This window comes from Pseudomonas sp. B26(2017) (assembly GCF_002113045.1).
Taxonomy (GTDB): domain Bacteria; phylum Pseudomonadota; class Gammaproteobacteria; order Pseudomonadales; family Pseudomonadaceae; genus Aquipseudomonas.
Genome location: NZ_NEJJ01000023.1, coordinates 50246 through 76226, shown reverse-complemented (window position 1 = coordinate 76226; position 25981 = coordinate 50246). Strand labels below are relative to the sequence as shown.

Here is a 25981-nt window from a genome sequence, read left to right as displayed (position 1 = left end):
CTTTCTTTGGCTGGTCAGCCAGATGACTTAGTGCATTGCTCCAATACAGCAACGCGATGTCGAACGGATGATCTGACCGGCTGCTTGTGGCCGATAGCAGACGTCTCACTACCTACAGTTGATCGTCCACAAATGATCCATGCGAGTCGTGTAGCTCTGGCTCATCATTTCACGCCGCATGGCCCACTCTGGCTTGCTAGGGACGCTCGCCGCTCGCAGCGTCCCCCTTCCCCAACGGTCGTTGATCTGATCCAGTACGGCCATGACCTTGGAAGATTCCGCCGGTTGAGAAGCCGCAAACATATCGTCCGTGTATTCACCTGGCTGACACAGGTTCATCAGCAACACCTCTGCCTTGCTGTACTTAAACCCAGGGCGATATACCCGATCCAGCGCATCGACTGCAGACTTGGTCAGTAGCCGGACGTCATCAGTGGGGTAAGGCATATCGATCACCACACCATTGGCGTACTTCGCCTCCTCCGGGTTGAACATACCGGTGCGGATGCTCACGCGCACTTTCTTACACAGCGAGTTTTGCGCCCTGAGTTTTTCTGATGCGCGCATCATGTACGTGGCCACCGCTTCCTTGATCGGCGCTAGTTCGGTGAGTCGAGAACCGAACATCCGGCTGCAGCAGATCTCCTGTTTGGGCGGATCGGGTTCATCCAGCTCCAGACACGGTGTACCCGCGAGTTCTCGCGCCGTCTTTTCGATTACAACGCTGAAGTTTTTACGCAGCGTCCATGGGTCAGCCTTTGCCAGATCCATCGCACTTTTGATGCCCATAGCGTCGAGGTGCGCTTTCATACGCCGCCCTACCCCCCAGACCTCCGCGACGTCGGTATTGCGGAGAACCCAATCACGCTTTACGGGATCGCATATATTCACCACCCCTCCCGTCTGAGCTTGCAGGCGCTTGGCAGTATGGTTGGCGAGCTTGGCGAGGGTTTTGGTGTGAGCGATCCCTACACCTACCGGAATGCCCGCACACCTAAGCACCCGGCTCCGAATCTCTCGGCCCAGGCTATCCAGTTCGTGGATGCCAGCGAGGTCGACGAACGCTTCGTCAATGCTATACACCTCGACTGCGGGCACCATCGACTCAATCAACGTCATGACCCGCTCACTCATGTCGCCGTACAGCGCATAGTTCGAGGAAAAAGCGACGATGCCGTGCTGCTTTAGCTTGTGCTTGATCTGAAAGTACGGCTCGCCCATCTTCACGAACGGCTTGGCATCGTAGCTTCGAGCGATCACACAACCGTCGTTGTTCGACAGCACGACGATGGGCACCCTTGCCAGATCCGGACGAAACACTCGCTCGCAACTGGCGTAGAAACTGTTGCAATCGATCAGGCCGAAAACCGGCAGGGCGTTAGACATGGCTGCGCACGCTGCCGATGATCACACCCCAGATTGACAGCTCATCTCCCTCCAGCACGTATCGGGGTGGGTACTTCGGATTTTCTGACAGAAGGATGACGTCCTTTCCCCGGATGCACAGGCGCTTGCACAGTGGGTCGTTGTTCAGCAAAGCAACGACTATGTGCCCGTGTACGGGTTCAAGTGAGCGATCCACCACTGCCAGATCGCCATCAAAGATTCCCGCGCCCTGCATGCTCTCACCGGAAATTTTCACCAGGTAGACATGAGGCGCTCGGATGTTGAGCACCTCGTCCAACGAGATATGCGCCTCGATGTGATCCGCCGCAGGCGAGGGAAATCCGGCGGGCACGCGAAAAAGGCAGAGTGGTAATTTCCGACCGGCCACAGCAATTGGGCCTACGATTGAAAAGCTCATGACGCACGACTTCCAGAACTGTACGAATATACAGTTAACTTTCAGATCGTCTTGCGGTCAATTTCTGTAGGAAATATCTGATAGGCGGCCAAGCGATGTGTGGACGACTTTCACAGTACGATGGCATTCACGACTTCGTGGCCGCCCTCAGCATGCCGAATGCTCTGATCAACTCGACCGGCGAGCAGCCGTTTCGACGTTATAACGCCGCGCCAACCATGCAGCTCGCCCTCTTCCACCAGGAAGGTGATTACCTTCACGCCGATATGGTTAGGTGGGGATGGCGACCACACTGGGCGAAGGATCGTGCCGCACCGATCAATGCTCGAGTGGAAAAGGTCGCCCACGGACCATTCTTTCGCGCGATCTGGCCGCACCGAGCGATCATCGCGATCAATAACTGGTTCGAATGGGTCGACGAAGGCGAGTCAAAAAAGCAGCCCTATCTGATCAGGCATCGGGATCGATCCCCCATTCTCTGCGCGGCCATTGGCCAATACCCGCATGAACAGCAACGTGCCGGTGAGCACGACGGCTTTGTAATCATCACCGCTGACAGTGAAGGCGGCATGGTCGACATCCATGACCGCAGGCCGGTAGTTCTCTCACCTGAGTTGGCAAGGGAATGGTTGGACCCAGCCACGCCTAAAGAGCGCGCCGAGCAAATGGCGCTTCTCCAGGGAGAACCAGCGCAGAAGTTCGAATGGTTCAGGATTGATCGGGCCATCGGCAACGTACGCAATCAAGGCCCACATTTAATGGCCCCAATCGACGCGAATCAGGCTGATGACTTATTCAGCGCGCAAAGGCCTTGAGCCGCTCAACAAGAGCCGCTTCAAAGATGACATATAACCGGTCTGCATCACCGTCCCTCAACGCCCTGGCGGTCTCCAAACCTAGAACAAACCCATCTGCTCTGGCGCCCGCTTTTACAGCAACAATCATAGAGTCAGCGCCCACGATTTGAGCGAGCAGGCGGTCAGCCTCTCGCTTCATTTTGTCATTAAGCACTACGCCTTCCATCGTCCCTTACCTTCACTGCGACATCAAATACATCACCAACAGCACTACAGTGACCCAGCTCAGCGTCATTAGAAAAGAAAGCGCAGCCAGGGTCTTGTTCATGTTGATCTATCACTTAGATGAATGAGGATGATGGGTCACAAATCCGGCACCAGCAATAATGGCCAAAAGCCACAACAAGAAGCTCAATGCATGTCCACTTGCGTGGTTAAAAAAGGCCTCCAAGCGCAGCCGGCTCCCAGTTGAAGATCACCAGTTCGCCACTGACCTCGGCCTTCCCCTGCCGTTGATTGGCTGTGGTATAGCGGATGTCCAGAGTCTCGAAGTGGAAGCCGTCGAACACGCGGCGGATGTCGGGATGATCGTTGATGCTGACCATCACTCTGCCTTTGCAGCGGCGCATGAAGTCTGCCATTCGCTCGTAGTTTTCGAACGGAAAGTCCACGCCATAGCCGGCGGTCTGCCAGTAAGGCGGGTCCATGTAATGGAAGGTGTGGGCACGGTCGTAGCGTTCTGCGCATTCAAGCCAAGGGAGGTTTTCGACGTAGGTGCCGGACAGGCGCTGCCACGCGGCCGAGAGGTTTTCCTCGATGCGTAGCAGATTGATGGCCGGGGCAGTGGTCGCCGTGCCGAACGTCTGCCCTGAGACCTTGCCGGCGAAGGCATGGTGCTGCAGGTAGAAGAATCGGGCGGCGCGCTGGATGTCGGTGAGGGTTTCAGGGCGGGTCATCTTCTGCCATTCGAACACCTGCCGCGAACTGAGCGCCCATTTGAACTGGCGCACGAATTCTTCGAGGTGGTTCTGCACGACGCGATAAAGCGTGACCAAGTCGCCGTTGATGTCGTTGAGGACTTCGACGGGTGATGGCTGGGGCTTCATGAAGTACAGCGCGGCACCGCCGGCAAAGACTTCGACGTAGCATTCGTGTGGCGGAAAAAGCGGAAGGAGGCGGTCGGCCAGGCGGCGTTTGCCGCCCATCCAAGGAATGATAGGTGTAGACATTGAAAGCAAGACCTTTACTGTATGGATAAACAGGTGCTAGGCTCGCCGCGCTTTGTGCACGGAGCAAGAGCCCTGGCTGGACTTGCAGGGACCATCTGCAGGGACGGCGGTCGATCCGGATGTTGACGCATCCGGACCGGCCGCTCTTTTTCACTTCGGTGTTGAGACTTCTTTGGCGTATGCCTGACAGGCTGCGAGGGCAATCAGCCCCCGGTCGCCGTCATCGGTGACGGCGATAATTCGTTGAGCATGCGCTGGGTCAAGTTCGGCTCTTGTGGGGCCATGAACCACGCCGCCGGTGGCGGTGGCGGCTGACACCGATCCGTTGCCGGCGCCGCTGGTGGCGTCGAGTAGGACTGACAGGCGCAGATCAGCAGTGGCAAGGCGGTCGCGCAGGCGACCTTGATCACGTTGGACATCGCTCAAGGCTCGGTAATGGGTTTGTTCACTGGTTGCCAGGCGCTGCTCGAGCGCGAGGCGCTTGTCTTGTTCGTCACGCTGCTGCGCGGCCGAGGCTAGGGCCAGTTGATTGAGGGTTTCGGTGTGGAGGCGGCCCTGTTCGGCGAGCTGTTTGCCGTAGCGCCAATCCTGCACTTGCCAGGTAATGGACGCAGAACCACCGGCCAAGACGACCAGCACCAAGCCTTTGGCCAGGAGCCGATACGGCGCCGGGATCAGTTCACCTAGACGCATAAAACCGCCCTCGCCCGCCCCCACAACTCCAGCCGATTCTGCAGGCCATTGAGGCCGCCGTTGATCCTGCGGGTTATCGCGTTGAATTCGTTTTGATCGGCCAGCGCGTTCAGCCCATTCACTGACCAGAACCACGCAGCCGACTCGGCGGCCCACTGTGGGAGTTCCAGCAGCTCAGGCGTGCGCAGCAATCGCTCGTCACCGAACAGCGCCAAGCTGCAGCGCAGGTAATTGTCGTGGCCGGTGACCTGGATCAGACCCCGACCGCGATAACGCTGGCCATCACCATCCGCTGCCGGGGTGTTACCCAGTTTCGCAGCCAGGGTGCCGGTGTCGTATTTGCTCAGGTACTGGTCGCCGCCCAGTTCCCGGACGTACTGCAGCTGACCCGACTCGTGACCGACTTGCGCCAGGAACGCGGCTTGCCGTTTCGGTGTGTTGATCTGCCGATGGGCCATGGCTGCGTTGAGAGCAGATACAAAAACGCCCGCTTGGCGGCGGGCGTTGGGCATGATGGATTGCAGTTGCTGTTCGGTCAGTGACATCGATGTCTCCTTGAGTTGTGAGAATGCGGCGCTATTGCTTGAGCTGAACGACCTTCAGATCCTTCGCCGCTTTTTTCTTCTTGCCCTTGGCTTTGGCTTTACCCTTCTTGCCGCCATTGCACTCGACTGTCGTACTCCAGCCGGCCTGGGTGAACACTTGCTCCACCGAGTCGACCAAGTACTCGCCATCGAGACCGACCTTGAAACCCTGGGCATTGATCGAGCGCTCGGCGAATAAGTCGGTGCGCCCTGCCATCTCCAGCCGGACGCCGGCCGTGGAACGGTTAAACGCGGTGAGACGTGCCTTGGCGGCGGCTTCGGCGGCGGACTTGTTCGGGTATATGTGGCGGTCGCTGTGCACTGGTGGCAATCCGTCCGGCGATTCGTCGTTGTCCAGAGTCACCACGGCGAGCTTTCCGGTTTTCTTGTCCTGATGCTTGGTCGATACCGCCTTGTGCGTGTTGCGATCACCGAGCCGAAACTGAAAGCGACTGACGTCGCGACGCTGGATCAGCACGACGCCGAAGGACTTGCCCGAGGCGCTCTGCCCGCCCTGACGTGACATCACCAGAAGCTTTCCGTCGGCGACCTTGGCCGTGCAGTCATAATGCTTGGCCAGACGGGTGATGAAGTTGAAATCCGATTCATTGAGCTGATCGGCACGCGGCACCTTGGTTTGCACCGGGCACACCGGTTGCCAGCCATTGCGTGCGGCGACGTCGGCCACAATTCGTGACAACGGTACGTTTTCCCAACTACCGCTGCGGATCGTCTTACCACTGCCGCGCATGTCGCTGGCCTTACCGGTAATCACAAGAGTGTCTGGTGGACCGGATAACTCGATCTCGTCGACGACATAGCGGCCAGTACGGGTCAGCGACGTTTCAACATAGCCCAAGAAGATCTCGATGCTGGCACCGCGGGGAGGCAGCACCACCGCGCCGTCACGGTCGTCGATGCGCAGCTCGAACTCATCGGATTCCATGCCGGGTTTGTCAGTCGTTTTGAGTTGCAGCAGTCGGTCGTTGATCCGCTGCGTGATGTCGGCGCCGTCGGCGACGATACGAAAGGCAGGAGTCATTTATTTTTTCCATAAAAAAACCCGCACGAGGCGGGTTTTGAAGGTTTGTAGCTGCAGGTACAACAAAGGCTACGCTATGACTGTAGACCATCAATTCCACAGTGCCAGGCCTTCTTCAATGGGACCAGGCAGATCCGGCAGTTCGATCACGATGCCGGCGCGATACGGTTGCGGCTCATCGGCCAGCCCCTGATTGGCATCAAGCACCGCCTCGACCGTGCCCTCAAGATGCCCATAAGCGTGGTAGCACAGGGTGTCCAGCAGATCCCCGTCAAACGTTCTGCAGGTCGTCGCCATAACGCACAAACTCCAATGTAAACGCCTGCTTGCGCGGGATCCCGCCCTGCAGCAGCGCGCTCTGTTCTTCTTCCACGCTTTTCAGGCACCAGGTGCCAAGCACGTCGCCATAGCCGGTGGTCAAGGTCAGCGGCTTGAGTTGGGCACCGAGGCTGCGCAGGGTGTCCAGTTGTTTGATCCCGCCTTTGAAGCCGGGAAAGATCGCACCCTTGAGCGTGATCTTTTCCTCACCGATACCGACCGCTTGCTGTGCCGGCCGACGGGTGAGTCGCTCCTGCGAGGCCCATCTAAACTCAGTCGAGCGCCGCAGTTCATCAAAGGCTGCGGTGTCCAGATTGAAGTAGTAGGGCTGCGCCTGCGGATCCTGTGGTTGCACGATCAGCAGATGCGGGAACGGCTTCACCGCTTCCGGCAATGGGGTGGCATCACCACCCAGCGAACCGGTCGGCACGATGTTGGCCAGCGACGGGCTGACCTTGCCGGCGACTTTGTTGATTGCGGTGGACGCCCGGGCGGCCTGTTCCTTCAGCTCACCCATGCGTTCATCGATCTGCGATACAGCACGCGTGGCTTTGTTGTACGTGGCCACCACCTGGCCGACCTTGGCCTGAGCGGCATTGACGCCGCGCATAACGCGCTGCAGCTTTGCCCCCATCGCCGGACCGACAAAGGGAATTCCCTCAAGCTCCGAGGCCGCGCCGCTGATCTCGCTGATGGCACCGTTGACTGGCCCCATCATGCCGTCGAGGCTGCGCCGGCCACTCTCTCCTGCTGCCGCCAGATTTTTCAGTCCCGACTGCAGCTGTTCCATGTAGGCCATCGGCCCTCCTTGTTACACATGCGGTTCGTCGAACAGCGAGCGGTTTTGCAACTGCTGCGTGGACTGACGCCACTGCTGATCGATGTAGGGTTGAAGCTCTCGCGCCAGTTGCGCCGGATCCTTCACGTCGCCCTGTACGGTGACATGCAGAGGCGCCTGAATATCGAACCGCTGCTCGACCTTGGTTGACTGAGGTTTCGCAGCTGCAGGCGGTGCGAGCATCGTCGGTACCGCTGGGGATGCCGGCTGATTTAATGCACGCGTGACATCCCCCATTGCTGTTGCAGTCGACTCCCGTTCAGGCAACAGTGGCTTGGAAACAGGCGGCGTTGGAACCTGCGCCGGCAGCGCTTGCGTTGGCGCCAGTAGCGGCTTGGGACTGTCGAGAGTCGATTGAGGAACGGGCGCAGCTCCGGTCAGTAGAGGCAACATTTTCGGTTGCGGCTGGACCATGTTTTTGACGACCGGTACCGGCGCAAATGAACGGGCGATATCGCCCATCACCGGCGGGATGTTCTGCCCGGCATTGACCATCATCAGCGGCCCGGCATCCGGCACTTTCTTGAGCGCGTCAGGGGTTCCGAATAGCTCTTTGCCCGCAAAGCCGCCGAGTGCGTCGCCGCCCATGTAACCGAGATAGCCACCAATCAATCCGCCGACCATGGTGCCAATGATGGGGATGGCCGATCCGATAGCGGCCCCCGCTGCAGCGCCGGCCAGTGTGCCGGCCAATCCACCCGCCGCTTGCCCGTAACCCTCAGCTTTTTCATCTTGAGTTTCGGCGTTCTGATAGGTATCCCATGCCTTGTATCCCGCTTCAGCGATGGCGACCACGGCGGTTCCTTTCACCACAGAGCCAACGCTAGGACCACCCCCGCCTCCACGAGTGATACCCTCTTTGCCGCCGCCCTTACCGCCTTTTCCGCCCTTTCCTTTTTTCCCATCACGACCGGTATCGAAGTCGCCGGCATCCAGTCCGCCGCCCATGGCCGAAAGGTTGGTGACGATGACCTTTTGCGGAATGTTCGGGTTGCCCATCAAGGTGCCGCGCCCGATATTCATCAGGCCCTTACCCATCTTGAATGCGCTGACGGCCCCCTTGAGCGCGATCATGCCCGCCACAGCGGTACCGATAGCCGTCACCAAACGCGGTGACTCATCGGACAGTCCCGCGAGCTGACGGCTGACATTCGTGATCCCATCCGCCACCGCATCAGTGACCGGGCGAATCGCATCACCGATGCTGCGCATGGCATCATCCATGCTCTGGGCCATCTCGGACCACTTTTGCGCAGACGTTTGCCGGCGCTCCGCCAGGTTCTTGTCGAGGATCCCGGTGGCATTGGCCGAGTCTTTCTTCAACTGCTCATACAGATCCTTGTTCTGCATGTACGCTGTCAAAGCGGCCTTGACCTGCATATCAGCGAACAGGTCACCGGTACGCAAAGCCTCCTCCAGCGACTTCATCATAGCTTTGGCTTTCTCGGGATCAGCCTCTTTACTGATCGCCGCTGTGGCCTTGGCCATCTCGGCCGCCCGCTTCGGATCGGTCGCTTCAATGTACTTCTGGGCCAGCGCAAAACTGGATTCCAGTGTGGATTTGCCATTCTGCAAACCCGTCTGCATCGACCCCTTATAGTCGATCCCGGCCTTCTGGTAGGCCTTGACCGTTTCACCCGAGCCTATTTTCTCCATCCAGTTTTTGAGGTTGTTCGCCGCCTCGTCCGACCCACCGGCCGTTTTCATTTGCACCTGCAGCATCGCGCCCAGCTGCGTCACCGAATCCATGCCGGTGATACCCAGTTTGCCCATACCGGCCAGTAACTCAGGAAACCACTTGGCCATGTCGACCGCTTCAAAACTGCCCGCCTGGCCCTGGTAAGCAATGGCCTCCAGCGCCTGCTGCATTACCTTGGGGTCAGTGATCTTGGCGTTCTGCCCCAAAGCGTTGATCATCTTCGCAGTTTCAGTGCCTTCCGATCCTTGGCCCACCGCGAATTTGGCTGCGGTCGGTGCATAGGACAGCGCCTTGTCCAACTCCATACCGGCGCCGACCAGGGCGTTGACTACCTCGGCCACCTGATTGCGCGCCATGCCAGTATCCCGCGATGTGTCGATCACGGTTTTGGAGAGATGCGTTTCTTCTGGTGTGTTGGCAATATTGGCCTTGATCGCGATGTCACGAATGATCGCGCCGTAATCCGCGCTGACCTTGGTAGGAATCGCTACGGCAGCAGTAAGTGCACCGGCCTGGCCGAGGGTGGTTTTCATCCCCTGCCGACCTTCGTCCAGTTGCCGATGGCCGAGCGCCTTGAGTTCAGCGCCGGCCGCAACGCGACCCATCGTGGCGTAGGCCTTACTCAGCCGTCCGACCTCGACGCCCTGTTTCTTGAGAAGGTCGAGGTTCTTTTCGTATTTGGACAACAGCTTGTCGGCACCGGCGGCGCCAGTTGCGTGCGCCTTGCGCCATTCCTCACGCAGACGCATGGTGTCGCCGATGGTGTTCTGCAGCACCCGGGCTTTACTGCCGACCGTGTCCAGGTGCTTGATCTTGCTTTCGACGTCCTTGAACGCTTTGCCCACCGTCGGATCGACGGCGCCGCCGATGACAAAGCCGAGTGCGAGGTTCTTCGCCATGTGCGTGTCCCTGGGGTCGAGGATGATTGGAAATGGCTCAGTCCGTGAGCCACCACACGATGTCGTTGAAGGGCATGGCCATGATCTCGACAGCCGAGAAACCGGTCTCCTTGGCCAGCCGCTTGGCCAGCCCTTTCAACGTTGGTCCATCAAACCTCGTCGTCTTGGACCAGACGAAAATAGCCTTTTTGCAGGCGCATGTAGTCGACCAGCTTGAGGGCCATCAGATCCTGTTCCGGGGTCTGAGTCAGCGAAGAAAACAGCGACATTTCGCGCTTTTCTTCATCGCCGTTGCAGGTCGCTTGCGCGGCTCGAATGTCTCGCACGCACGGCGCACGGATGGTCAGCGTGTCGACCAGCACACCCGACAGTTCGGTTGGGTGTCGCAGTGAGATGCGAAAGCCTTCCTCGGTCAGTTGCAGCCAGCTTGGCAGTGGTTTTTCTTGAGTGGCTTGATTCGTTTGCGTCATTTCATCGTGTCCTTAAAGGCCGAGGGCCGAACGTTCGTCAGCGAGCTGGTCGACGCCGTCGACGACCAGGACCATCCCCAGCATGTCGATCTCGTAAACCACCCGACCGGCAACTTCGAGTTTGTAGTAGGTCAGTGCCATGTTGTGTTTGGTCTCGGCCTTGTCGCCGGGCTTCCAGTCGCCCATGTCGACTTCCTTTATACCGCCACGCATGGTGACGATGACTGGGGTGACCTTACCCTTCAGGCCTTTAAATGAGCCTCGGAACACCGCGCTGCAGGCGGTGCGATCAGACAGGCCGAAAAACTTCAGCGCTTCGCGACGAACACCGTTGGTGGTGAAACCGGCTTCAAGCTTTTCCACGCCGGTCGAGATCTCGACCTCGCCGGCCATGCCGCCGCCTCGGTAGGCTTCGGTTTTCAGGACCACCTTGGGCAAGGTGAGGCTCGGCATTTCACCGGCAAAACTGACGCCGTCGATAAACCCGGCGCAGTTAGAGAGAACTTCAGGAATCATCAGGGTGCCTCCTTAGGCAGCTTCAAGCACTTCGGTCATCCACTCGTTGGTGACCTCGAAAAGGAAGTTCGGGTTTTCAGCCGGCGGTACGTCGGTGAAGCGGATCCGCCAGTACACCTTGCCCTGCTCGATCTGGCTGGCCGTGTTCAATTCGTGATCCGGGAACACCTCGAAGTTGATCACCGCGCCTTGGTTTTTCAGGTCGCGCATGAACGCTTCCAGGCCGTCGGTGACGTCCTTGACGTAGGTCTTGGTGATCGAGCGGTCGACCGCCCATTTATGGCCGGCCTGTACGGCATCCATGAGGATGAACAACGTGCGCACGCGGGTGACGAACGCCCATTTCGGGTCGCTCGACAGCGTGCGGTTGCCCCAGAGACGGAAACCATCGTCACGAATGATCGTGGTGATGTTCGCGTTGTTGAGCAGGTTGGCTCGGCAGGTCTCGTCACCGTCCAGGTACTCCACCGCACGGGTGGTACCGGTGATGCCGGTAAACTCCTTGTTCGACGGCGAAGCCCAGAAGCCGTAGGTCGCATCCGTCCAGGCAAACAGGCCGGCAGTCCAGGCAGAACCAGGCGCGTCCACCGTCTTGCTTTCACCGGTGTCCCAGAATTGCACACCGGGGTCGACCATGAACAGGTTGCGACTGCCAAAGTTTTTCGCGTAGGCCATGGCGGCCTCATCGGTGGTGCATGGCCCGTCGATGATCCCAATAGCCCGTAGCTTCTGCGCCAGGCTATCCATGGCCGTGGCCACCGCTTGCGTAGCCGAATGGCCGGGGGCGATCAGCAATCGCGGCTGTGCGTTGAACAGACTCTTGCCATCGAGCAACGCCTGCAGGCCAGTACGTTGACCGGACTCCAAAACACCGCCAATGATGGCCGAGGTCTGCAGCGCCGGGTCGTCCATCTTCGGCACACCGATGGCGACGATCACCGCCTTGGCCTTGGCGTAAATCGCCTTGCAGGCCTTGGTGATCGCTGAATCGGCGCCGAACGCTGCAATGGCTTCACGTTCGGTGGTGATCAGCTTGAGTTCGCCGGCCTTGGCCGTACCGCCACCCACCAAGCCAGGGCTGAAGGTGTCGCACAGGCCGATGATCGACGAGGACGGCAGCGAGATAGTGCGTGCGCCGGTATCGACCGAGGTGGTCGTGACGCCGTGAAAGAAACTCATAAGGCTCGTTCTCCAAAAACGAAAAAGCCCCGCATAAGCGAGGCTGTGAAGGGGGTTCGTGTTACGCGTAACGGAAAAGAAAACGCCCCGTCAGTGCGGGGCGTTTATTGAGGCGGCTCGGTCAACCACTGCGGCGCAATCGGTCGATGCTCGGCGAATGGGAATTGCGAACCTTGCGGCCAGTCGCGCAACTGGCGGCGGTAAGCCTGCAGCTCTGCGTACTGCTCAGCGGTGATCGAGGTCACACCGCCCTCCTCGATCTCGTCGCGGTGCCGGGAGACCAACGGATCGGTCAAAGCCAACTGCGCATCGCGCCAGGCGCGCTCACCCGCCGCCAGTTCCTCAGCATCAAGCGGCGGCGGATCAATCAGCACTGGCTGACCGTTGGGCCGAGAGGACATTTTTTTAGGGCTAACCGCCAACTCGTCCAGCAGCGACTGCCAAACACTTTCCGACACCTCGACAACGTCCGGCGGCATGTTCGCGCCATGAATCTCTGCGCGATAAGCCCCGCACACGGACGGACTGAAAAACACGGTTTTGCTCATCATCAATTTCCTACTGCTCGCCATTGAACCGACCAGAGCGCCTGGGCAGTACCCGCCGCATTTTGCACGCGCAACGTACAGCCGGACGCACCCAGTCCCGCCCCCATGAGCGCGTGCATCAAACACATTGACCCGACGTGCGTGAGCGTGATGTTGCGCGGCGCGTTAGGGAACGGAATAGGGAAAGTCACGTAGACGTAACCGTTCGCGTCCGTTACGCCTGTACCCCATTGCTCAATCGCACCGGATGGCAATCGTTGGTAACCACTATTCCCAAAAGAGCTGCCGAACTCAGGCGCATATTTCAAAGCGGACATACCGTTCTCAACAACCCACTGCCCATTGCCTGCGGTGATCACGATGGTGGACAGGGACTGAAGGGGCACAGAGGTCATGGAACTAACAGACAGCGCGGAAATAACGTCTGTACCCTGCCGGACAATGTTGACCACACCCGGCGTCGTGTTGAACAGGAAAAAATTGGTGCCGGTGGGTACAGAACTAACAGGCGGCAGGGTCAATGTCCCCGATGCAGAAAGCACAATACGCTGGCCAGCAGCCGCGACACTCAATGTCGCCGGCAGCGCTGCAATATCGAAACGCCCAGAGAAATTACCCATTGCCCGCTGCACAAACTCAGTAGTCGCCAATGACTTGCCGTTATCGAATTGCGGCTGCGTCTCCCAATGCGCCCCCCGCAAAATCGGCGAATACTTCAGCGCGCCATCGCCCCCTTCCAGCGCCCAGCCTTGACCGTTATTCAAGCGCCGGAAGGCCGAGATTGTCGATTGAGGCTGAGTAAACGGCCCCAACGCGCCGTTGATCGCAATCAGAGACTGCCCGGCCTTCGCCTTGAAGGTCGCACCATTCAAGCCCGCGAGAACCGTTACGACAGCCCCCTGAGGAACAGCGCTCGCATCCGGCAGGGTGACAGTCGAACCCGACCCGCCGGGCGCGACCAAGCGCCCAACATCAGCCGGCGACAAATCAACGCTCCCGGGATAGGTCACCAGATCCGCATAACTCCCCTGCGCTCGCTGGGCAAACTCGGTCGTCGCAAGCGACTTACTGTTATCGAACAGCGCCGGCGTCGGGGCTGTCGGGTTGCCAGCGAAACTCGGCGAAAACAACCGGGCAAACCCGTCTGTAATGTCCTTGAACGTCAGCGCAGTAGTTCCTACAACAATCGGGGCATCTGTCACCAGTTGCCAAATCGTATCAGCCTGCGTCGAGCCGGCTTCTACCGCCACTGTCAGGTTGGGCGTTATCTTGGCATTGCTATCGGCATCCTTGGCCCGCACCCAAGAACCCACGGCCACGACATATGGCCCGTTATCCTTGGCGGCCGCCTGATTTTTTACCAGCACCCGATCACCGACCGCGAGCGCTACACCGTCAATCGTCTGCAGACCGACCAGACTGATGTTGGCGGTGGTAGCAGCGCGCACCGACTGCTTGATGTCGAGCTTGCTAAGCTCGTCCAGAATGCGCGAATCGACGTATTCACGCGTCGCCAGCACCACCGCCGGGTCGATCTTGAGGGTGATGTTCCCAGTACTGGATACCACAAAATTCATCCGCACCACTTGCGTGCGGCCGGAGCCTTGCGACAGCAGCGGCTTGAAGCTCGGCGCACAGTTGGCCACCGCCACCAGATCCCCGTCCGCGTCGTAAAGGCCGATTTCGCGAATCCATTTACCGCCCTCATCGGCCGGAATGATTTGCTCCGCGATGATCACCGCCGGGTTGACCGGGTCAACGCGAAGCTGATTCAACGGCTTGCGGCGCCACTCGCTGAGCAGCTTGGTCTGAGTGGCCGCCGGCACTGGGTTGGGCGGGTCGGCCAACCCTCCCGGGTTGGCATCGCCCACCCCCATTTCGGTGATTCTCCAGGCAACGCCGAGCGCGTCGGCGTTCGCCTGTTTGGCCATCCCCACGTTCGTGAGGATCGCGAAAAACTGCGAATTCGCATCAATCATGATAAACGTCCAGAGTGTCTATGGTGTGTTCGCGGCCGACCACGCTAATGCTGCCGGTGACCTCAATGTCACGCATGACGGGCGGGTAAACGTCGATTTCATCGCCGTCGTAGAGGGACACGGCAATGTCTAAATTGCCTTGGGTTTCCAGGCTGATGGCCAAGCCGGTAAGTTGTCGGCTGACGGGCTTGGCGTCGTCGATTAAGCGTTCAAGTTCGAGATACATTTCCTCGGTGATGCCGGTGTCCAGCACCCCCACCTTCAGCGCGAAGGTGCCCGGCACGCCCTGCGGCACGGTGTTGAACCATTCGACGATCTCGATCAGGTAGCCCAGCGGCTCAACCACTCGACGCAAGGCGCCGATGGTGCCCTTGTGCTTGTGGATGAAGAACGACGCCTTGATGGCGGCACGCTTGACCGACTCCGACCACGAAGGGTCCCAGCGGTCGACCGACCAGGCCCAGGCCAGATGCGGTAGCAGGTGTACCGGGCAGGTGTCGGGGTTGTACAAGGTGCGCAACGGAATCAGCGTGGTTTCGGCGAACGTTGCCTCGATACCCCGTTCCAGGGGAGTGCTGTTGAGCGGCAAGAGACTGCGCATATCAACCTCCCAGCACGACGGAATAACCGGTGCAGTACGCCGCCTGCGCCTTGGTCGGTTTGAGATCCAGCCAGTCCGTCAGCTCCACGCGGGCCACGCCGGCAACGTGCAGCTGCGCATCGACGCCAGAACGCGCCACTTCGACGCCCAACCGGCGGCGTGGATTGATCCAGGCCTCAAGCCGCTTGATCGCCTCGGTAAGCGCGGCGTCGTTCTCCGGGCCAGCACCTTTCATGTGCAGCACGGCGTCGACGCGGTAGCGCAGGATCTGCGCGCCGCGCACCGTGACGCGATCACCCACCGGGCGCACGTCGTCGTCATTCACCGCCGTGGCGACCAGCTTCAACAGTTCAGGACTGGCCGTGCCGTCACCTTCAAGGCCCAACACCGTGACATCCACACAGGCCGGTGACGGGCTTTCAGCCGTTGCATCTGCCACCAGCGCTGAAGCATTGCGCGCATGCAGTATGTAACTGTTACGCGGCCCTGCCGTGGTCAGTCCCTCATAGGCCAATTGCACGCGCTCGCGCAGAGCGTCGTGTGATTCCATCACCGCCTCGACCGGTGGTACCGCCAGCGGATCGGCAGGTTGAATCACCAGGCGCTTGAGATTGACGTTAGCCGCAAGGTGCTCCAGATCGGCGCCCGTCGCATAGGCCAGGAGTTGCGATTTGGCCGCGTCGTTGACCCGTGCCCGGTTGCCGAGCTTGATGTAGCTGGCGACCTCCAACAGCTTGGTCACCGGATCACTTTCCAGAGAGGCCGTCCAGTTCCCACCCATGTGGCCGCGAAACACGTCGAGTGCCTCGCCATACACTTCTTCAAAATCCAGCGGTTCCAGCACGTCCGGTGCCGGCAGCTCCGACAGATCCACCAGGGTACTCATACCCACACCTCCAACGTGCCGCGCACACCGAGGTATTCGCCGCTGACTTGTATGTTGATTTTGCCGCCCAGCACGGACAGCACACGCACCCGTTCCAGCTTCAAACGTGGCTCCCACCGGCCCAGTGCCCGGGCGGCTTCAGCCTGCACGGCGCTTTTCCAGCCCTCATTGACAGGCAGGTCGACCATGCGCCGCAGTTTGCTGCCGTACTCGGGGCGCTCACGGCGACTCACCAATGGCGTGCCGAGGATGTCCCCGACGGACTGACGTAAATGCTCGATGCCGGAGATGGGTTGCCCGGTGTGGCGATCCATTCCGATCATCAGGTTTACTCCTTGAGTTGCTCGAACTCGGCATGGGCTTTGAGCGTTTTCAGCGCCACATCGTCGGCGCTATCGACCGTGACCTTGTTCTTCGCCACGGCGAGAGTGCGGCCGTCCGGCAGGACAACCGTGCGCGAGGTGTAGAGCGTGTCGCGAAAGGTCACGGACATGGGCATCAGCACAGCGCTGATGGGGGTGGACTCAGACGCAGTGGATTCATCTTGATGTTTGGCCATGGGAACTCCAGGCATGAAAAAGCCCGCACGCGGCGGGCTGAATGAGTGATGAGTTAGTGCTTGTGGTGGTTGTCACTTTGGCCGGCGGCCAGAATGTCGGCATCGCTGGTGATGCTTTGAGTAGCGTGCAGCGGGCCATCGATGTTGACCGGCCCTTTGATGTTCACGGCGCCCTCCAGATAGATCGTTCCCGACTTCACGCTGACAGCGTTGTCGGTGACTTCGGCCAGGGTTGAACCGACCTTGATGGTGACCGTACCGCTCGGCAAAGTGATGGTGTAACTGTTGGCCTGCCAGTCGTAGACCAGTGAGCCTCCATCATCGAACCGCCAGACTTCGACGTGATCGCGGTTGTCCGGCGGCGCGCCGCCATTCCCATAAAGACCAGGAATGAATGTGCCCTGCGCCACCTCGCCACTGGCACTGATCAGAGTGCCCTGCTCGTTGAGACTCGGCGCCCGCCAGTGCCGCGCCTTGCCGGCGGCGATGCTGTGCCAGCGTACCCAGCCACTGACCCATTCACCGTCCGACACCCGGCACACCGGTGGTGACGCTACGAGATCCACCGCCACGACATAGCAGTCCTTCACAAGCCCAGCGAGCATGCGGTCATGCTGGGCGCTCACATAGCCACCACTCATGCCAGACTCTCCGGCGCAACGTACTTGTCCCGGTTGGCTGGCCCTGCATCAGGATCAACGCCTAACAGCAGGGTGCCCGGTGGCTGATCCGGCCATGGCCATTCGGCCTCACCGAGGTAGATCTGCTGCGTCCATTCCACGACCCAGACGGTATAGCCGTCCAGTTCGGGTTTGGTCCAGTCCTGCATGGCCTGAACGAACTCAGCCGGTTCGACCTCAACACCCCAGCACTGCATGCGCAGCAACGTGGCGAGGTGGCCCGCCAGGAACACCGCTTGTTGATGATGATCCGCCTGAATCGGATCGGTGATCACCCGTGCCTCGAACCTACAGGCCAAGCCGGTTTCACCGGTTCCCGGATCGAGACCCGGCTCCATCTCAGCCAGTTCGATCAGTACCGCTGGCAGCGGTAAGCGATCCAAATCATCCGGCCACATGGACACCGTCTGCAGGCCCGGGAAGTGTTCCTGAATGCGCCGCTCGATGGCGTGATACAGCTGTTCAAGACTGAACGGCTCGTCGACTTGATCCGTCACGTCATTTCCCCTTCAAGTGCTTCTGCACTTCGAAATTGAGTTCCTGCTGCAGGACATGCACTAGATGTTCGTCAGCCTTGCGTACCCAGCTCTCGAAATGTGGGCGAGCCTGCTCCAACGACACCTTGGCCTTGGCCAGCGGGAAGCGGTTGTCGTGCTCGGCGATCCAGCCCGAACTCGCGCCGACCGCACCGCTGACATCGCTGTCGGGATAATCGCTCGCCCTGAAGTGCCTGCTGCCGGTACGAATCCAGACGTCTGCGCTGTTGCCGTAGACCTTCTTGAAGAATGCACCTTGAAAGCGCCGGCCGGCCACCGAGACACCGGAGCGACTCTGCCGAGGCCGGCCGATGCGGCTGGCCTCCATGGCGTTGAGGCCGAACCACAATTTGCCGCTGTTCGCTCCACCGCTGACCGGGTAGGCCCGCAGCCGCTGCCGAACAGCAGCGACTGCAATCCGTTCCTGTCGGCCGACAGCGCGGGCGATGTGTGTGGCAAGCCAACGCAAAGTTTTGTTGATGGCTCGGCGCTGGGCGTTGGCGGCTGCTTTTGGCAGCACGGCGGCAAAGTCCTGAAAGGCTTTCAGGTCTGCCGCCGAGGTCTGCAACGAGATCATCCCGCCGCCAGCCGAGGGCTTGAAGTGACTGCCAACGCTCATGCTTTAGGCCTCAATAGCAATGCTACCCAGCCGGTGCCGTCTGGCTCCAGTTTGACCAGGTCGTACTGGCCTCCCCCGTCTTGTCTCGCAAGATCAACAACCACCAGCTGTCCCGGCTCTACACCTGCAGCATCGACGACGCGAATCTCAAACTGCGGCTCGCGCAATGCGGTGTTGATTCGCCCCATGCGCGGCTGCAACCAAGGCGCAGAAAAGAAACCGGCGATCTCTCGACCGCCGACCGCTGCCATATCGCCCAAGCCATCCAGAACAAAGGCATCCATGTCATCGCTCAATTCGCGAAAGCCCATCACTCACCTCCGCTGTCTTCGTCCTCATCAGCAACGTCTGACTGTTGGCGCAGCAGTTCTTGTGCTCGCGGATCCTTGAGCGGGGCGATACGCCCCTCAGCGAGTAACGCTTCCTCGATTTCTTTATTCGGCGGACTGTATGGCTCGCCCTTTACGACAACGACGCGACCATCCTGCACGCAACCATCGATCACCAGAAATTCGGCTTTCTTGGCCATGTCACACCACCTTGGCGTAGATGAAGGCATCCGGTTCGAGCAGGCCAGCCAATGCTGCACTCTGGAGCTTCAGCCAACGAGCGCTTGGCTCTTGGGTCACCCAGCTTTTCGGAAAGCGCGCCGCTTCAACCAAGCCGCTTTCCACGGCTTCCAGATCCTGGATCGCGCCATACAACATGGCGTTGCGCGTCGAGGTGGAACCGAGAATCAGGCCGCCGGCCGGAATCATCGGCTGTTCTTCTTCGTCGTCATCCAGGTACCACTCGTCATAGCCGTAAAGGTCGACGCCGGGATCATTCAGATAGCCGAGGTACGTCACACCGTCGGGCAGTTCCTCAGGCTTGATCAGGCCCATATCGACGCGGCGAGTGTTGAGCTGCTTCATCACCGTCGCATTCGACTGGAAGGCATCCAGTGCTTCACCGCTCATGGCGACGGTGTTAGCTGTACGTCCAGAGTCCTTGGCGATTTTGCGTTTCCAGCCACGCAGATTGGCAATAGGGTCACCGTCAGAACTGTTCCATTGCCCGCTGCCCAGGCTGATCTTGTGATCACTGGACATCAGGAAGTCGATGGTGTCGTCCACTCCTTCGCCGATCACGCGGACTTTGCCGGTGGTGAGGGCTTGAGCACACATCCACTCCTCACGGCGTACGATTTCATCGTCCAAGTCGCGCAGATCCTTGCCGAGCAACTGCCCTGCCCGCTCCAATGGAGTACGCGAAGAAAACGGGTTGTCACCAGCCGAACGCTTGAGTACCAACTCGGCAGTGGTTTCGCGCTTGGGTTGGATGTAAGGCGGGGTATAGTTGCTGGTGGTGTAGCCCTCACGCAACGACACACTGCCAGGCAGACGCGGGTGAACAAAGGGAGCCATTTTTCGCTTGCCCTTGATAATGTCGATGTCGACCGTTTTGGTCGGGAACGTCACTGGGCTGCCACCGTTGAAAAACGTGTTCACCAAAAAACGGCGCGCAGTCGGCATCTGCTCAACCGCTTCGAGCATGGTGCGGGTATCAAAAATATCCATTTAGAACTCCGAATTAACGAACGAACAGGCTCAGGGCACGTAGCGCGGCTTTCGCCTGCGCCAGGGTGAAGCCCTCGCCGAGAGTGAGTTGGCTGGCCAGCACTTCGCCGGTCAGGCGGATAGGCGCGATCTGCGCGCCTTTGGTCGAATCGGTGGCCTGATCGAGGATTGCCACTGGCGTCTCGGAGCCATCAGTTGCTGACACTTTGGCCAGGACAAACTCACCACTGGTTTTGACCTGACCGAGGACGGCGCCTCGGTTGAGTTTTTGTCCGGAAGCAATCACGACGGTATCGATGATCACCGGAAACGCGCCCGCCGACAGTTGGTCGGGGACGTAGGTTTGGCGTTCAGGATTACTCATGAGGATCTCCAATCAGCGGCGCGAGGCGCCTTCAACAATGGCGTTCACAACTGCTTTACGTTCACCCTGAGCCGCATCGCCCGTCGGAGTAGATGTCGATGCGCCGGTGGCATCAGCCTTGATCGCACTCAGTGAAATACCGCGATCCTGCGCCGCCTTGAACAGCTGCAGAGCGGTGGCCTCGACCGAAGTGCCGGCATCGATGGCGGCGGCGATCTCGGCCTCGAAACCCTTGCTGGCCATGGCGTTGATACCAGTGATGCGCTGTCGCTCGGCGGTAGCACCCTCCTCACGGCTTTGGGTGCGAACACTCTCAAGATCCGGTTGACCGGCTTGAGCGATCTCGATGGTTTGCGGATCCGTGCCGGCGGCCAGCGCCTCACGCAACTCCGCCGTGCTGCTGACGGTGGTCATGTTGTATTTCCTCGGTTGGGTTGCGGCCGGTTTGGCCAGTTCTGTAATCAATGTTTCGAGTGAGCCAAGGCGGTGCGCCAAGCCGGACTCAACGGCGGCGGCGCCCACGCGCAAACCGCCGAAGTCGCCCATCTCGGGAACGCGCTCAGGATCCACGCCCAGGTTGCGGGCCACCTTGGCCACGAACACGTCGCCCATGGCGTCGACCGTCTCGCCGACCTTGGCCCGACCTTCTTCGGTGGCCAGATCCAGTCGCTTGTTGGGCGCGTTGCGACTGACGATCTGGTAGCGCTTGCGACCGTTGGCTTCTTCACCGCCGACGACAGCCTCGACAACCACGCCGATACTTCCGGCAAGGGCCGTCTCGTCGATAACGATCTCGCTGGCTGCCGATGCGATCCAGTAGGCCGCGCTGGCACCAGTGCCGCCGATGTAGGCGACAATGCGTTTACGATCACGGGCCGAATGGATCTGATCGGCCAGCTCGTTGATGCCAGCCGCTACGCCGCCGGGGCTGTCGATGTTCAGGATGATTGCACTGACCTTGGGATCATCCAGCGCCGTTTGCAGGTCGGTGGCTAACACCTGAGTGCTCGTCGCACCGCTGATCTCAGTGAAGAGATTGGCGTAACGAAACACTGGGCCAACCACTGGAATGATGGCCACGCCATTGCGCACACTGACGGTGCGGCTGTTTTCCAGCCGCATGCCGGTACGGGTTTCCAGCGCTGCCGGATCGCCCATCCGATCTGCAATGGTCAGCAGGTTGTCCAGGGCGCCAGGCAGCATCAGCCAAGGCTGCGATGCAGCCAGCTCAAATGCGCGGGGCATGGTTATTCCTCGTTGGGGTTATTAGGCGGTGGGGTTTCCTGTTCGCGTCCTTTGGGCAGGACATGCAGGCCATCCTTGCGGCGTTGCTCGACCTCGCGGACACGCTGTCGGTACACCTGCTGCCACGGTTCACCGGTCATTGCGGCTGTTTCCAGCGTTTCATTGCTGACGCCGATTTCGATGCGCTTGCCGGCGGCGTTGGCTTCCTTGAGTTCATCAATAGCGCCACGGGCCGGACCGATCCAGATCGCTTGGCAGTACGCTTTGCGTTTTGCGGGATCGGCGTAGCCCGGCAATTTGATCAGCCCCCTCGCCACCGCTTCATCAATCAACAGCTCTCGACTGGGCTGACAGAAGTCACAGATCAGCCACCAACGACGCAGGCTGTAGAACCGCCATGCCTGCAACATGGCGGCGCGGGCAGCGCTATAGCTGCTGCTGTAATGCAGCAAAAGCTCTTCCATTGGCTGTTCGAGCGCGGCGCCAATTTCCTTAACTACGGCGGTAAAGAACGGATCGAATTGCGCGTTGGGTCGCGCTGGGTTTGCGATCACTGGCTCTTCACCTTGGCCCAAATCGACAATGGCGCCCTCGCCCAAGGCCAACTCACCATCGCCGGTGGTGTCGCCTCCAACGCCGTCACCTTCGTTGGCCAGTGCCGTCAGCGGCAGATTGCCCACCTGAAAGTCATTGGTCTTTTTGATGAACACGGTGAACATCGCCGAGATCACCGCCGCCATCAGTTCGGCACTGCTGTAGCGCTCCAACTTCTGCAGCGGCTCCAGCACCGGAGCCAAATAGGGCGCGCCACGCTTTTGCCCTGGCCGCTCCTTGTCCGCCATGACGTGCATCACACGGCGCCGGCCAGTGGCCTCTCCGAAGGCCGGCAACCGTTCCCACTTAAGTGCTTGGCCGGAGGTGTATTCGTTCTGGTAGCCGCTGCAGACGTGATAGGCCAACGGCGCGCCGAGCCGGTCAAACTCGACACCGTCCACTAGGTACGCTCCATCTAGTTGCCCAGCCGGATTGCACACCCGATCCGATTCGATCAATTGCAACCGCGTACTGAATACACAGCCTGGACGCTCATCGTCGGGACTGGCCACCAATACATCGCCGCCTACCATCGACGAGATCAACACCAATGCCTGTAGCTGGTAGTGGTTGAGCGACGCCTCAGCGTCACATTCTCGAGGATCATCGGCGTACAACGACCACAAACGATCAAGCTGAGCGTTGATTGCATCGGCCTGCAGCTCGTCGAGGCCAAGCGCGTCATGGTCGATCTGTGCGCGGCAAACCAGTCCAGTGCCAACGACGTTGGTACGCAAGCGAGTGATGGCTGCACGGGCGATCAGGTGATTGCGCATGGCATCCCGCGAACGAGCCACCAGCATTCGCCGCTCATTCTGATCGAGATCCCGACGCGGGCTACCAAGACCGGGTATCCAGCTGGCCATGCTACGCAGCACCCGGGAGGCACCGCGCCACCGAGTTTCAACACCACCACCGCCGCCTTGAGCGACGATAGGTCGGGCTTCGTTTGCCGACTTGGCGAGCTTGATCGCCTCACGCATCAGCAACTCGGCCGGGTCTTTTCGAAAAAATCCCATAGTCAGATCTTCATGTAGGAGATGCGGTTACGGCCGCGTCCCTGTTGTTGAGCCTGTTCCAGCGCGACCTCCTTCGCGTATTGCTGCTCTAGTAGGCGAAGGCTGTTCAGCTCGGCGCGATACAGTTCGCGATCCGCACGACGCAAGCGCTGGCCTTTCTTCAGGACGTCAGAGATCGCCGCCCGGACTTCCGCGAGGCGCTGTTGTGCGTCTGTCATGTTTGTTTTCCTAGTAGCCCGCGCGACTGCGGGTGCCCCGCCCACGAGCGACGGCTCGGCGCGGTACCGGTGCGACCGGTTGTTCGGTGGTGAACAGAGTTGGCTGTAGCAGCTGCTGCTCCAGCTGATCCCATTCGTGATCGCGCAGCAGATGGGTTTTCAGACTGCGCGCCGCATGCAAGGAGTACACCTCGCAGTCGAGCGCTTCGTTGCGCCGTCCGGCTTTTTTCTGCCAAACCATCTTGCTGGGGTTGCGTGGGTGCGGCGCCAGCACTTCGTTGGTGAGCTGCTCGTAGTAGTCCGAGCGGATCTCGCTATACCAGTGCATTCGGCCAGGCCCTGCGCCTTTCAGCCGAAGTCGGCCGTCGATCAGAGTCTTGGCTTTGTGCGTGCCAACGATGTGGACCCTCAGCCCGTATTTGGCAGCCTTGGTGTTGTCTTGCGAGGTGTCCACCGACTGCGGCGGCTTGGTAAAAATCTCCTTGTCACGGCTGTCAACGGAAGCACCTTTGATCGCCATGACGTTGTAGCGTTGACGATCACGCACATACGCATAAACCGCATCGCTGGTATTACCGTCAGAGCTGTCGATGCTGACCGCCGACACCGCCAGTTGGGCGCCGCTTGCGATGGGAATCGGTCTGGAGATGACCCTGTCCAGCTCTTGCCAGACAGCGTCATGCGGATCGATGGGGTTACCGTGCAGCTCGCCCCAATACAAACGCCACGACTCTTCACCCCGCCCCCATCCAGTGATCACTAGCGCCAAGCGGTCGCCTTGCACGTCAACACCAACGGTGACCAAGAGCACACCTTGGGGCGCGGTGAGTTCCGCGTATGGTTCGGCGCGCTTCTCCAGTTCGTCAGTCTTCGGAGCATCGCTCTGGTATTCGTAGCTTTCACCTTTGGAGCTGTTGACGAAGGCGATCATTGGGCCGATGTTGCCCTGCGCCGCCGCGTGCTCAGCCTGGAGTTTCTTTTCCATCAGCACCTCAAAGCGAGATCCCCAAAACGTTGCGTAGAGCTCGTTGAGGATGTAGCCCGCGATACCGCGAAACTCCGCTGTAGCTGACCAGCGTCCATGCTTGAGGTTGGCGTTTTTCTGGTTATCGTCCCAGATCCCGCCGCAGTGCGGGCAGGAGTAGAACGTCTGTTCCGGACGCTTCTTGCCGTACACCTCATGCTGGTACTCAGGATCCTCATCGCAGTGCAGGTTGTCGAAGCTCAGCGCGTGCTCTTGCCCGCACTCGTGACAGGGCACCAAGCCAACACGCTTGTCTGATAGCTCCAACTCCGCATCGATGGCCGATAGACCTTTGATGGTCGGTGTGCCGCCGATGATGATTTTCGAACGACGAAAGGTTTTGAGTCGCTCCTTCGCCAGCTTGATGCTATCGCCCTGCCCACGCAGGTTGAGGTTGCAGTCGTCCGGTTCCTCAATGGCCACCCGTGGCACTGGCGTGGACTTCACGCTAGCCGGGCTGTTGGAGCCAACCATTTTCAGGAAGCCACCAGGGAAACGCTTGAAGTCCTGCCTTTGTTGAAGCTTGCGGCTGCGCAGGTCGACTTTCTTGCGCAGCCGTGGCGTGGCTTCGATCATCGGTTCGAGCTTTTCGCCGACGTACTGTTTGGCCGCTTCGGCTTTGGGAAACAACACCAGGATCGGGGACGGGTCAATGTCGATCCATTTGCCCAGGGCATTTCCCAGAACGCCAGACGTCCAGGCCACCTGCGCCGATTTGCGGCCGACGATCTCACTAACAGTTGGATCGTCCAGTGCCTCCAATGGCCCACCGGGCCAGATCAGGTGAGGCGTCACGTCAAAGCGATATTTGCCGGGGCGTGCCGCTTCTTCCGGTGCGAGCCAGCGGTACTTGTCTGCCCACTCGATAATGCTCATGCGGGGCGGCGGCGCCCACTTGCGGCAGGCGCCGCGCAGCGCTTTAGTCGCCGTCTTCCTCAAGGCCCTCCGAATCGTCCGGTTCGTCAGAATATCCATCTGACGGGGCATCATCCTTGTCATAGTCAGAAAGCCTCCTCAGGATGGCTTCAATGGGGTCGCGGATGAGCTGCTCATCAACTTCCACGTCGTAGCGCGCCGACAATTCAGCGGCTAACGCGTCCGGAAAGGAATTGAGCAGCTCCACTTTGGCAGCGGTGATCATGGCTTCGAAACGCTCGACCAGATCAGCCGCAATCACAACCTCGCCCAGATCCTTGGCCATCGCGAGCTCTTCGCGGTCGGCACGGATCCGGTCGAGCCGGTCGCGTGAAGATTCTTTTTTGCCGTTGAGTGCAGCCTGGTGCATCAGCCACTGAATGACGGCTTCGGTGTCGTATTGGTTTTCGTTGCCCCGACCGAGGCCGAACTCGGTCACAGGCATGCCGTCGTTCTGCCATCGGGTCAGGGTGCGTTCATCACGGCCGACGATCTCGCTCAAGTCGGCCTTGCTAACTGACCTGCCCATATCTAACCCTTTGAAAAGACGGACATCCCTGCCAAATT

32 protein-coding genes are annotated in these 25981 nt (G+C 59.7%); 1 reads left to right on the top strand and 31 read right to left on the bottom strand.

Features of this window, described 5'->3' with window-relative positions; all coding sequences use genetic code 11:
* Positions 1 to 108: 108 nt before the first annotated feature.
* Positions 109 to 1386 (bottom strand): translesion error-prone DNA polymerase V subunit UmuC, encoded by a 1278-nt coding sequence (umuC, locus tag CAF79_RS27295; protein ID WP_085701171.1) that lies wholly within the window; start codon positions 1384 to 1386, stop codon positions 109 to 111.
* Complete coding sequence (locus CAF79_RS27290) at positions 1379 to 1804, bottom strand: LexA family transcriptional regulator (RefSeq protein ID WP_085701170.1); 426 nt, start codon at positions 1802 to 1804, stop codon at positions 1379 to 1381. The genes umuC and CAF79_RS27290 overlap by 8 nt, the downstream gene beginning before the upstream one ends.
* 95 nt (positions 1805 to 1899) lie before the next feature.
* Between CAF79_RS27290 and CAF79_RS27285 the strand changes: the two genes are divergently transcribed.
* The gene (locus CAF79_RS27285) at positions 1900 to 2619 is read left to right on the top strand and encodes an SOS response-associated peptidase family protein (protein WP_085701169.1); all 720 of its coding nucleotides are present in this window, start codon (positions 1900 to 1902) and stop codon (positions 2617 to 2619) included.
* Here the strand turns inward: CAF79_RS27285 and CAF79_RS27280 are convergent.
* The 29 genes from CAF79_RS27280 to CAF79_RS27140 form a co-directional block, all read right to left on the bottom strand.
* Entirely contained in the window at positions 2600 to 2827 is a 228-nt protein-coding gene (locus tag CAF79_RS27280) for a hypothetical protein (RefSeq protein ID WP_085701168.1), read from the bottom strand. The two genes, CAF79_RS27285 and CAF79_RS27280, sit on opposite strands and share 20 nt — an antisense overlap.
* A 208-nt stretch (positions 2828 to 3035) precedes the next feature.
* Positions 3036 to 3830, bottom strand: coding sequence for a DNA adenine methylase (locus tag CAF79_RS27275; RefSeq protein WP_085701167.1), 795 nt, complete (start codon positions 3828 to 3830; stop codon positions 3036 to 3038).
* Between the two features lie 150 nt (positions 3831 to 3980).
* Positions 3981 to 4523 (bottom strand): lysis system i-spanin subunit Rz, encoded by a 543-nt coding sequence (locus CAF79_RS27270; RefSeq protein ID WP_085701166.1) that lies wholly within the window; start codon positions 4521 to 4523, stop codon positions 3981 to 3983.
* Positions 4514 to 5068 (bottom strand): glycoside hydrolase family 19 protein, encoded by a 555-nt coding sequence (locus CAF79_RS27265; RefSeq protein WP_085701165.1) that lies wholly within the window; start codon positions 5066 to 5068, stop codon positions 4514 to 4516. The genes CAF79_RS27270 and CAF79_RS27265 overlap by 10 nt, the downstream gene beginning before the upstream one ends.
* A gap of 31 nt (positions 5069 to 5099) precedes the next feature.
* Complete coding sequence (locus CAF79_RS27260; protein ID WP_085701164.1) at positions 5100 to 6149, bottom strand: phage late control D family protein; 1050 nt, start codon at positions 6147 to 6149, stop codon at positions 5100 to 5102.
* Positions 6150 to 6239: 90 nt separating this feature from the next.
* Positions 6240 to 6446 carry a tail protein X gene (locus tag CAF79_RS27255; RefSeq protein ID WP_085701163.1) on the bottom strand — a complete coding sequence of 69 codons (207 nt, stop codon included), beginning with the start codon at positions 6444 to 6446 and terminating at the stop codon, positions 6240 to 6242.
* Positions 6421 to 7266, bottom strand: a complete 846-nt coding sequence (locus CAF79_RS27250) for a phage tail protein (RefSeq protein ID WP_085701162.1) — start codon at positions 7264 to 7266, stop codon at positions 6421 to 6423. The genes CAF79_RS27255 and CAF79_RS27250 overlap by 26 nt, the downstream gene beginning before the upstream one ends.
* 12 nt (positions 7267 to 7278) lie before the next feature.
* Positions 7279 to 9903, bottom strand: a complete 2625-nt coding sequence (locus tag CAF79_RS27245) for a phage tail tape measure protein (RefSeq protein ID WP_085701161.1) — start codon at positions 9901 to 9903, stop codon at positions 7279 to 7281.
* Between the two features lie 149 nt (positions 9904 to 10052).
* Positions 10053 to 10373 (bottom strand): phage tail assembly protein, encoded by a 321-nt coding sequence (locus CAF79_RS27240; protein ID WP_085701160.1) that lies wholly within the window; start codon positions 10371 to 10373, stop codon positions 10053 to 10055.
* Between the two features lie 12 nt (positions 10374 to 10385).
* Complete coding sequence (locus tag CAF79_RS27235) at positions 10386 to 10889, bottom strand: phage major tail tube protein (protein WP_085701159.1); 504 nt, start codon at positions 10887 to 10889, stop codon at positions 10386 to 10388.
* Between the two features lie 12 nt (positions 10890 to 10901).
* The gene (locus CAF79_RS27230) at positions 10902 to 12068 is read right to left on the bottom strand and encodes a phage tail sheath family protein (RefSeq protein ID WP_085701158.1); all 1167 of its coding nucleotides are present in this window, start codon (positions 12066 to 12068) and stop codon (positions 10902 to 10904) included.
* A gap of 104 nt (positions 12069 to 12172) precedes the next feature.
* Positions 12173 to 12616: a phage tail assembly chaperone gene (locus tag CAF79_RS27225; RefSeq protein WP_081794207.1), complete on the bottom strand. Its 444-nt coding sequence runs from the start codon at positions 12614 to 12616 to the stop codon at positions 12173 to 12175.
* A 2-nt stretch (positions 12617 to 12618) separates the two neighbouring features.
* Positions 12619 to 14595 carry a phage tail protein gene (locus tag CAF79_RS27220; protein ID WP_047598898.1) on the bottom strand — a complete coding sequence of 659 codons (1977 nt, stop codon included), beginning with the start codon at positions 14593 to 14595 and terminating at the stop codon, positions 12619 to 12621.
* Positions 14588 to 15196 carry a phage tail protein I gene (locus CAF79_RS27215; protein WP_085701157.1) on the bottom strand — a complete coding sequence of 203 codons (609 nt, stop codon included), beginning with the start codon at positions 15194 to 15196 and terminating at the stop codon, positions 14588 to 14590. Before CAF79_RS27215 ends, CAF79_RS27220 begins: the two co-directional genes overlap by 8 nt.
* Before the next feature lies 1 nt (position 15197).
* Positions 15198 to 16082, bottom strand: a complete 885-nt coding sequence (locus CAF79_RS27210) for a baseplate J/gp47 family protein (protein WP_085701156.1) — start codon at positions 16080 to 16082, stop codon at positions 15198 to 15200.
* Positions 16079 to 16405: a GPW/gp25 family protein gene (locus CAF79_RS27205; protein WP_085701155.1), complete on the bottom strand. Its 327-nt coding sequence runs from the start codon at positions 16403 to 16405 to the stop codon at positions 16079 to 16081. The genes CAF79_RS27210 and CAF79_RS27205 overlap by 4 nt, the downstream gene beginning before the upstream one ends.
* 5 nt (positions 16406 to 16410) lie before the next feature.
* Positions 16411 to 16641, bottom strand: a complete 231-nt coding sequence (locus tag CAF79_RS27200; RefSeq protein ID WP_085701154.1) for a hypothetical protein — start codon at positions 16639 to 16641, stop codon at positions 16411 to 16413.
* A gap of 53 nt (positions 16642 to 16694) precedes the next feature.
* Positions 16695 to 17282 carry a phage baseplate assembly protein V gene (locus CAF79_RS27195; RefSeq protein ID WP_085701153.1) on the bottom strand — a complete coding sequence of 196 codons (588 nt, stop codon included), beginning with the start codon at positions 17280 to 17282 and terminating at the stop codon, positions 16695 to 16697.
* Complete coding sequence (locus tag CAF79_RS27190; RefSeq protein WP_085701152.1) at positions 17279 to 17818, bottom strand: hypothetical protein; 540 nt, start codon at positions 17816 to 17818, stop codon at positions 17279 to 17281. Before CAF79_RS27190 ends, CAF79_RS27195 begins: the two co-directional genes overlap by 4 nt.
* A gap of 1 nt (position 17819) precedes the next feature.
* Positions 17820 to 18476: a hypothetical protein gene (locus CAF79_RS27185; RefSeq protein ID WP_085701151.1), complete on the bottom strand. Its 657-nt coding sequence runs from the start codon at positions 18474 to 18476 to the stop codon at positions 17820 to 17822.
* Entirely contained in the window at positions 18473 to 18787 is a 315-nt protein-coding gene (locus CAF79_RS27180; RefSeq protein ID WP_085701150.1) for a hypothetical protein, read from the bottom strand. The genes CAF79_RS27185 and CAF79_RS27180 overlap by 4 nt, the downstream gene beginning before the upstream one ends.
* A complete protein-coding gene (locus CAF79_RS27175) occupies positions 18787 to 19005 on the bottom strand; it encodes a hypothetical protein (protein ID WP_085701149.1) in 219 nt (72 codons plus the stop codon). Before CAF79_RS27175 ends, CAF79_RS27180 begins: the two co-directional genes overlap by 1 nt.
* 1 nt (position 19006) lies before the next feature.
* Positions 19007 to 20035: a major capsid protein gene (locus tag CAF79_RS27170; protein WP_085701148.1), complete on the bottom strand. Its 1029-nt coding sequence runs from the start codon at positions 20033 to 20035 to the stop codon at positions 19007 to 19009.
* Between the two features lie 13 nt (positions 20036 to 20048).
* Positions 20049 to 20399, bottom strand: a complete 351-nt coding sequence (locus tag CAF79_RS27165) for a head decoration protein (RefSeq protein ID WP_085701147.1) — start codon at positions 20397 to 20399, stop codon at positions 20049 to 20051.
* A 12-nt stretch (positions 20400 to 20411) separates the two neighbouring features.
* Positions 20412 to 21644 (bottom strand): S49 family peptidase, encoded by a 1233-nt coding sequence (locus CAF79_RS27160; RefSeq protein ID WP_085701146.1) that lies wholly within the window; start codon positions 21642 to 21644, stop codon positions 20412 to 20414.
* Between the two features lie 2 nt (positions 21645 to 21646).
* A complete protein-coding gene (locus CAF79_RS27155; protein ID WP_085701145.1) occupies positions 21647 to 23257 on the bottom strand; it encodes a phage portal protein in 1611 nt (536 codons plus the stop codon).
* Between the two features lie 2 nt (positions 23258 to 23259).
* Positions 23260 to 23475 carry a hypothetical protein gene (locus CAF79_RS27150; protein ID WP_083366729.1) on the bottom strand — a complete coding sequence of 72 codons (216 nt, stop codon included), beginning with the start codon at positions 23473 to 23475 and terminating at the stop codon, positions 23260 to 23262.
* 10 nt (positions 23476 to 23485) lie between these two features.
* Positions 23486 to 25474: a phage terminase large subunit family protein gene (locus CAF79_RS27145; protein ID WP_371917948.1), complete on the bottom strand. Its 1989-nt coding sequence runs from the start codon at positions 25472 to 25474 to the stop codon at positions 23486 to 23488.
* Positions 25419 to 25943, bottom strand: coding sequence for a terminase small subunit (locus CAF79_RS27140; RefSeq protein WP_085701143.1), 525 nt, complete (start codon positions 25941 to 25943; stop codon positions 25419 to 25421). The genes CAF79_RS27145 and CAF79_RS27140 overlap by 56 nt, the downstream gene beginning before the upstream one ends.
* Positions 25944 to 25981: the final 38 nt, after the last annotated feature.

Bases quoted from the DNA above. Each gene is read 5' to 3' on its own strand.
- CAF79_RS27220 (WP_047598898.1), bottom strand. From the start codon at position 14,595: ATGATTGATGCGAATTCGCAGTTTTTCGCGATCCTCACGAACGTGGGG.
- CAF79_RS27210 (WP_085701156.1), bottom strand. From the start codon at position 16,082: ATGAGTACCCTGGTGGATCTGTCGGAGCTGCCGGCACCGGACGTGCTG.
- CAF79_RS27160 (WP_085701146.1), bottom strand. From the start codon at position 21,644: ATGCCCCGCGCATTTGAGCTGGCTGCATCGCAGCCTTGGCTGATGCTG.
- CAF79_RS27285 (WP_085701169.1), top strand. From the start codon at position 1,900: ATGTGTGGACGACTTTCACAGTACGATGGCATTCACGACTTCGTGGCC.
- CAF79_RS27200 (WP_085701154.1), bottom strand. From the start codon at position 16,641: ATGGCCAAACATCAAGATGAATCCACTGCGTCTGAGTCCACCCCCATC.
- CAF79_RS27275 (WP_085701167.1), bottom strand. From the start codon at position 3,830: ATGTCTACACCTATCATTCCTTGGATGGGCGGCAAACGCCGCCTGGCC.
- CAF79_RS27270 (WP_085701166.1), bottom strand. From the start codon at position 4,523: ATGCGTCTAGGTGAACTGATCCCGGCGCCGTATCGGCTCCTGGCCAAA.
- CAF79_RS27235 (WP_085701159.1), bottom strand. From the start codon at position 10,889: ATGATTCCTGAAGTTCTCTCTAACTGCGCCGGGTTTATCGACGGCGTC.
- CAF79_RS27250 (WP_085701162.1), bottom strand. From the start codon at position 7,266: ATGGCCTACATGGAACAGCTGCAGTCGGGACTGAAAAATCTGGCGGCA.
- CAF79_RS27195 (WP_085701153.1), bottom strand. From the start codon at position 17,282: ATGAGTGGTGGCTATGTGAGCGCCCAGCATGACCGCATGCTCGCTGGG.
- CAF79_RS27205 (WP_085701155.1), bottom strand. From the start codon at position 16,405: ATGATCGGAATGGATCGCCACACCGGGCAACCCATCTCCGGCATCGAG.
- CAF79_RS27170 (WP_085701148.1), bottom strand. From the start codon at position 20,035: ATGGATATTTTTGATACCCGCACCATGCTCGAAGCGGTTGAGCAGATG.
- CAF79_RS27180 (WP_085701150.1), bottom strand. From the start codon at position 18,787: ATGGGCTTTCGCGAATTGAGCGATGACATGGATGCCTTTGTTCTGGAT.
- CAF79_RS27225 (WP_081794207.1), bottom strand. From the start codon at position 12,616: ATGAGCAAAACCGTGTTTTTCAGTCCGTCCGTGTGCGGGGCTTATCGC.
- CAF79_RS27175 (WP_085701149.1), bottom strand. From the start codon at position 19,005: ATGGCCAAGAAAGCCGAATTTCTGGTGATCGATGGTTGCGTGCAGGAT.
- CAF79_RS27150 (WP_083366729.1), bottom strand. From the start codon at position 23,475: ATGACAGACGCACAACAGCGCCTCGCGGAAGTCCGGGCGGCGATCTCT.
- CAF79_RS27165 (WP_085701147.1), bottom strand. From the start codon at position 20,399: ATGAGTAATCCTGAACGCCAAACCTACGTCCCCGACCAACTGTCGGCG.
- CAF79_RS27230 (WP_085701158.1), bottom strand. From the start codon at position 12,068: ATGAGTTTCTTTCACGGCGTCACGACCACCTCGGTCGATACCGGCGCA.
- CAF79_RS27265 (WP_085701165.1), bottom strand. From the start codon at position 5,068: ATGTCACTGACCGAACAGCAACTGCAATCCATCATGCCCAACGCCCGC.
- CAF79_RS27215 (WP_085701157.1), bottom strand. From the start codon at position 15,196: ATGCGCAGTCTCTTGCCGCTCAACAGCACTCCCCTGGAACGGGGTATC.
- CAF79_RS27280 (WP_085701168.1), bottom strand. From the start codon at position 2,827: ATGGAAGGCGTAGTGCTTAATGACAAAATGAAGCGAGAGGCTGACCGC.
- CAF79_RS27245 (WP_085701161.1), bottom strand. From the start codon at position 9,903: ATGGCGAAGAACCTCGCACTCGGCTTTGTCATCGGCGGCGCCGTCGAT.
- CAF79_RS27140 (WP_085701143.1), bottom strand. From the start codon at position 25,943: ATGGGCAGGTCAGTTAGCAAGGCCGACTTGAGCGAGATCGTCGGCCGT.
- CAF79_RS27260 (WP_085701164.1), bottom strand. From the start codon at position 6,149: ATGACTCCTGCCTTTCGTATCGTCGCCGACGGCGCCGACATCACGCAG.
- CAF79_RS27290 (WP_085701170.1), bottom strand. From the start codon at position 1,804: ATGAGCTTTTCAATCGTAGGCCCAATTGCTGTGGCCGGTCGGAAATTA.
- CAF79_RS27155 (WP_085701145.1), bottom strand. From the start codon at position 23,257: ATGGGATTTTTTCGAAAAGACCCGGCCGAGTTGCTGATGCGTGAGGCG.
- umuC (WP_085701171.1), bottom strand. From the start codon at position 1,386: ATGTCTAACGCCCTGCCGGTTTTCGGCCTGATCGATTGCAACAGTTTC.
- CAF79_RS27255 (WP_085701163.1), bottom strand. From the start codon at position 6,446: ATGGCGACGACCTGCAGAACGTTTGACGGGGATCTGCTGGACACCCTG.
- CAF79_RS27240 (WP_085701160.1), bottom strand. From the start codon at position 10,373: ATGACGCAAACGAATCAAGCCACTCAAGAAAAACCACTGCCAAGCTGG.
- CAF79_RS27145 (WP_371917948.1), bottom strand. From the start codon at position 25,474: ATGGATATTCTGACGAACCGGACGATTCGGAGGGCCTTGAGGAAGACG.
- CAF79_RS27185 (WP_085701151.1), bottom strand. From the start codon at position 18,476: ATGAGCGTTGGCAGTCACTTCAAGCCCTCGGCTGGCGGCGGGATGATC.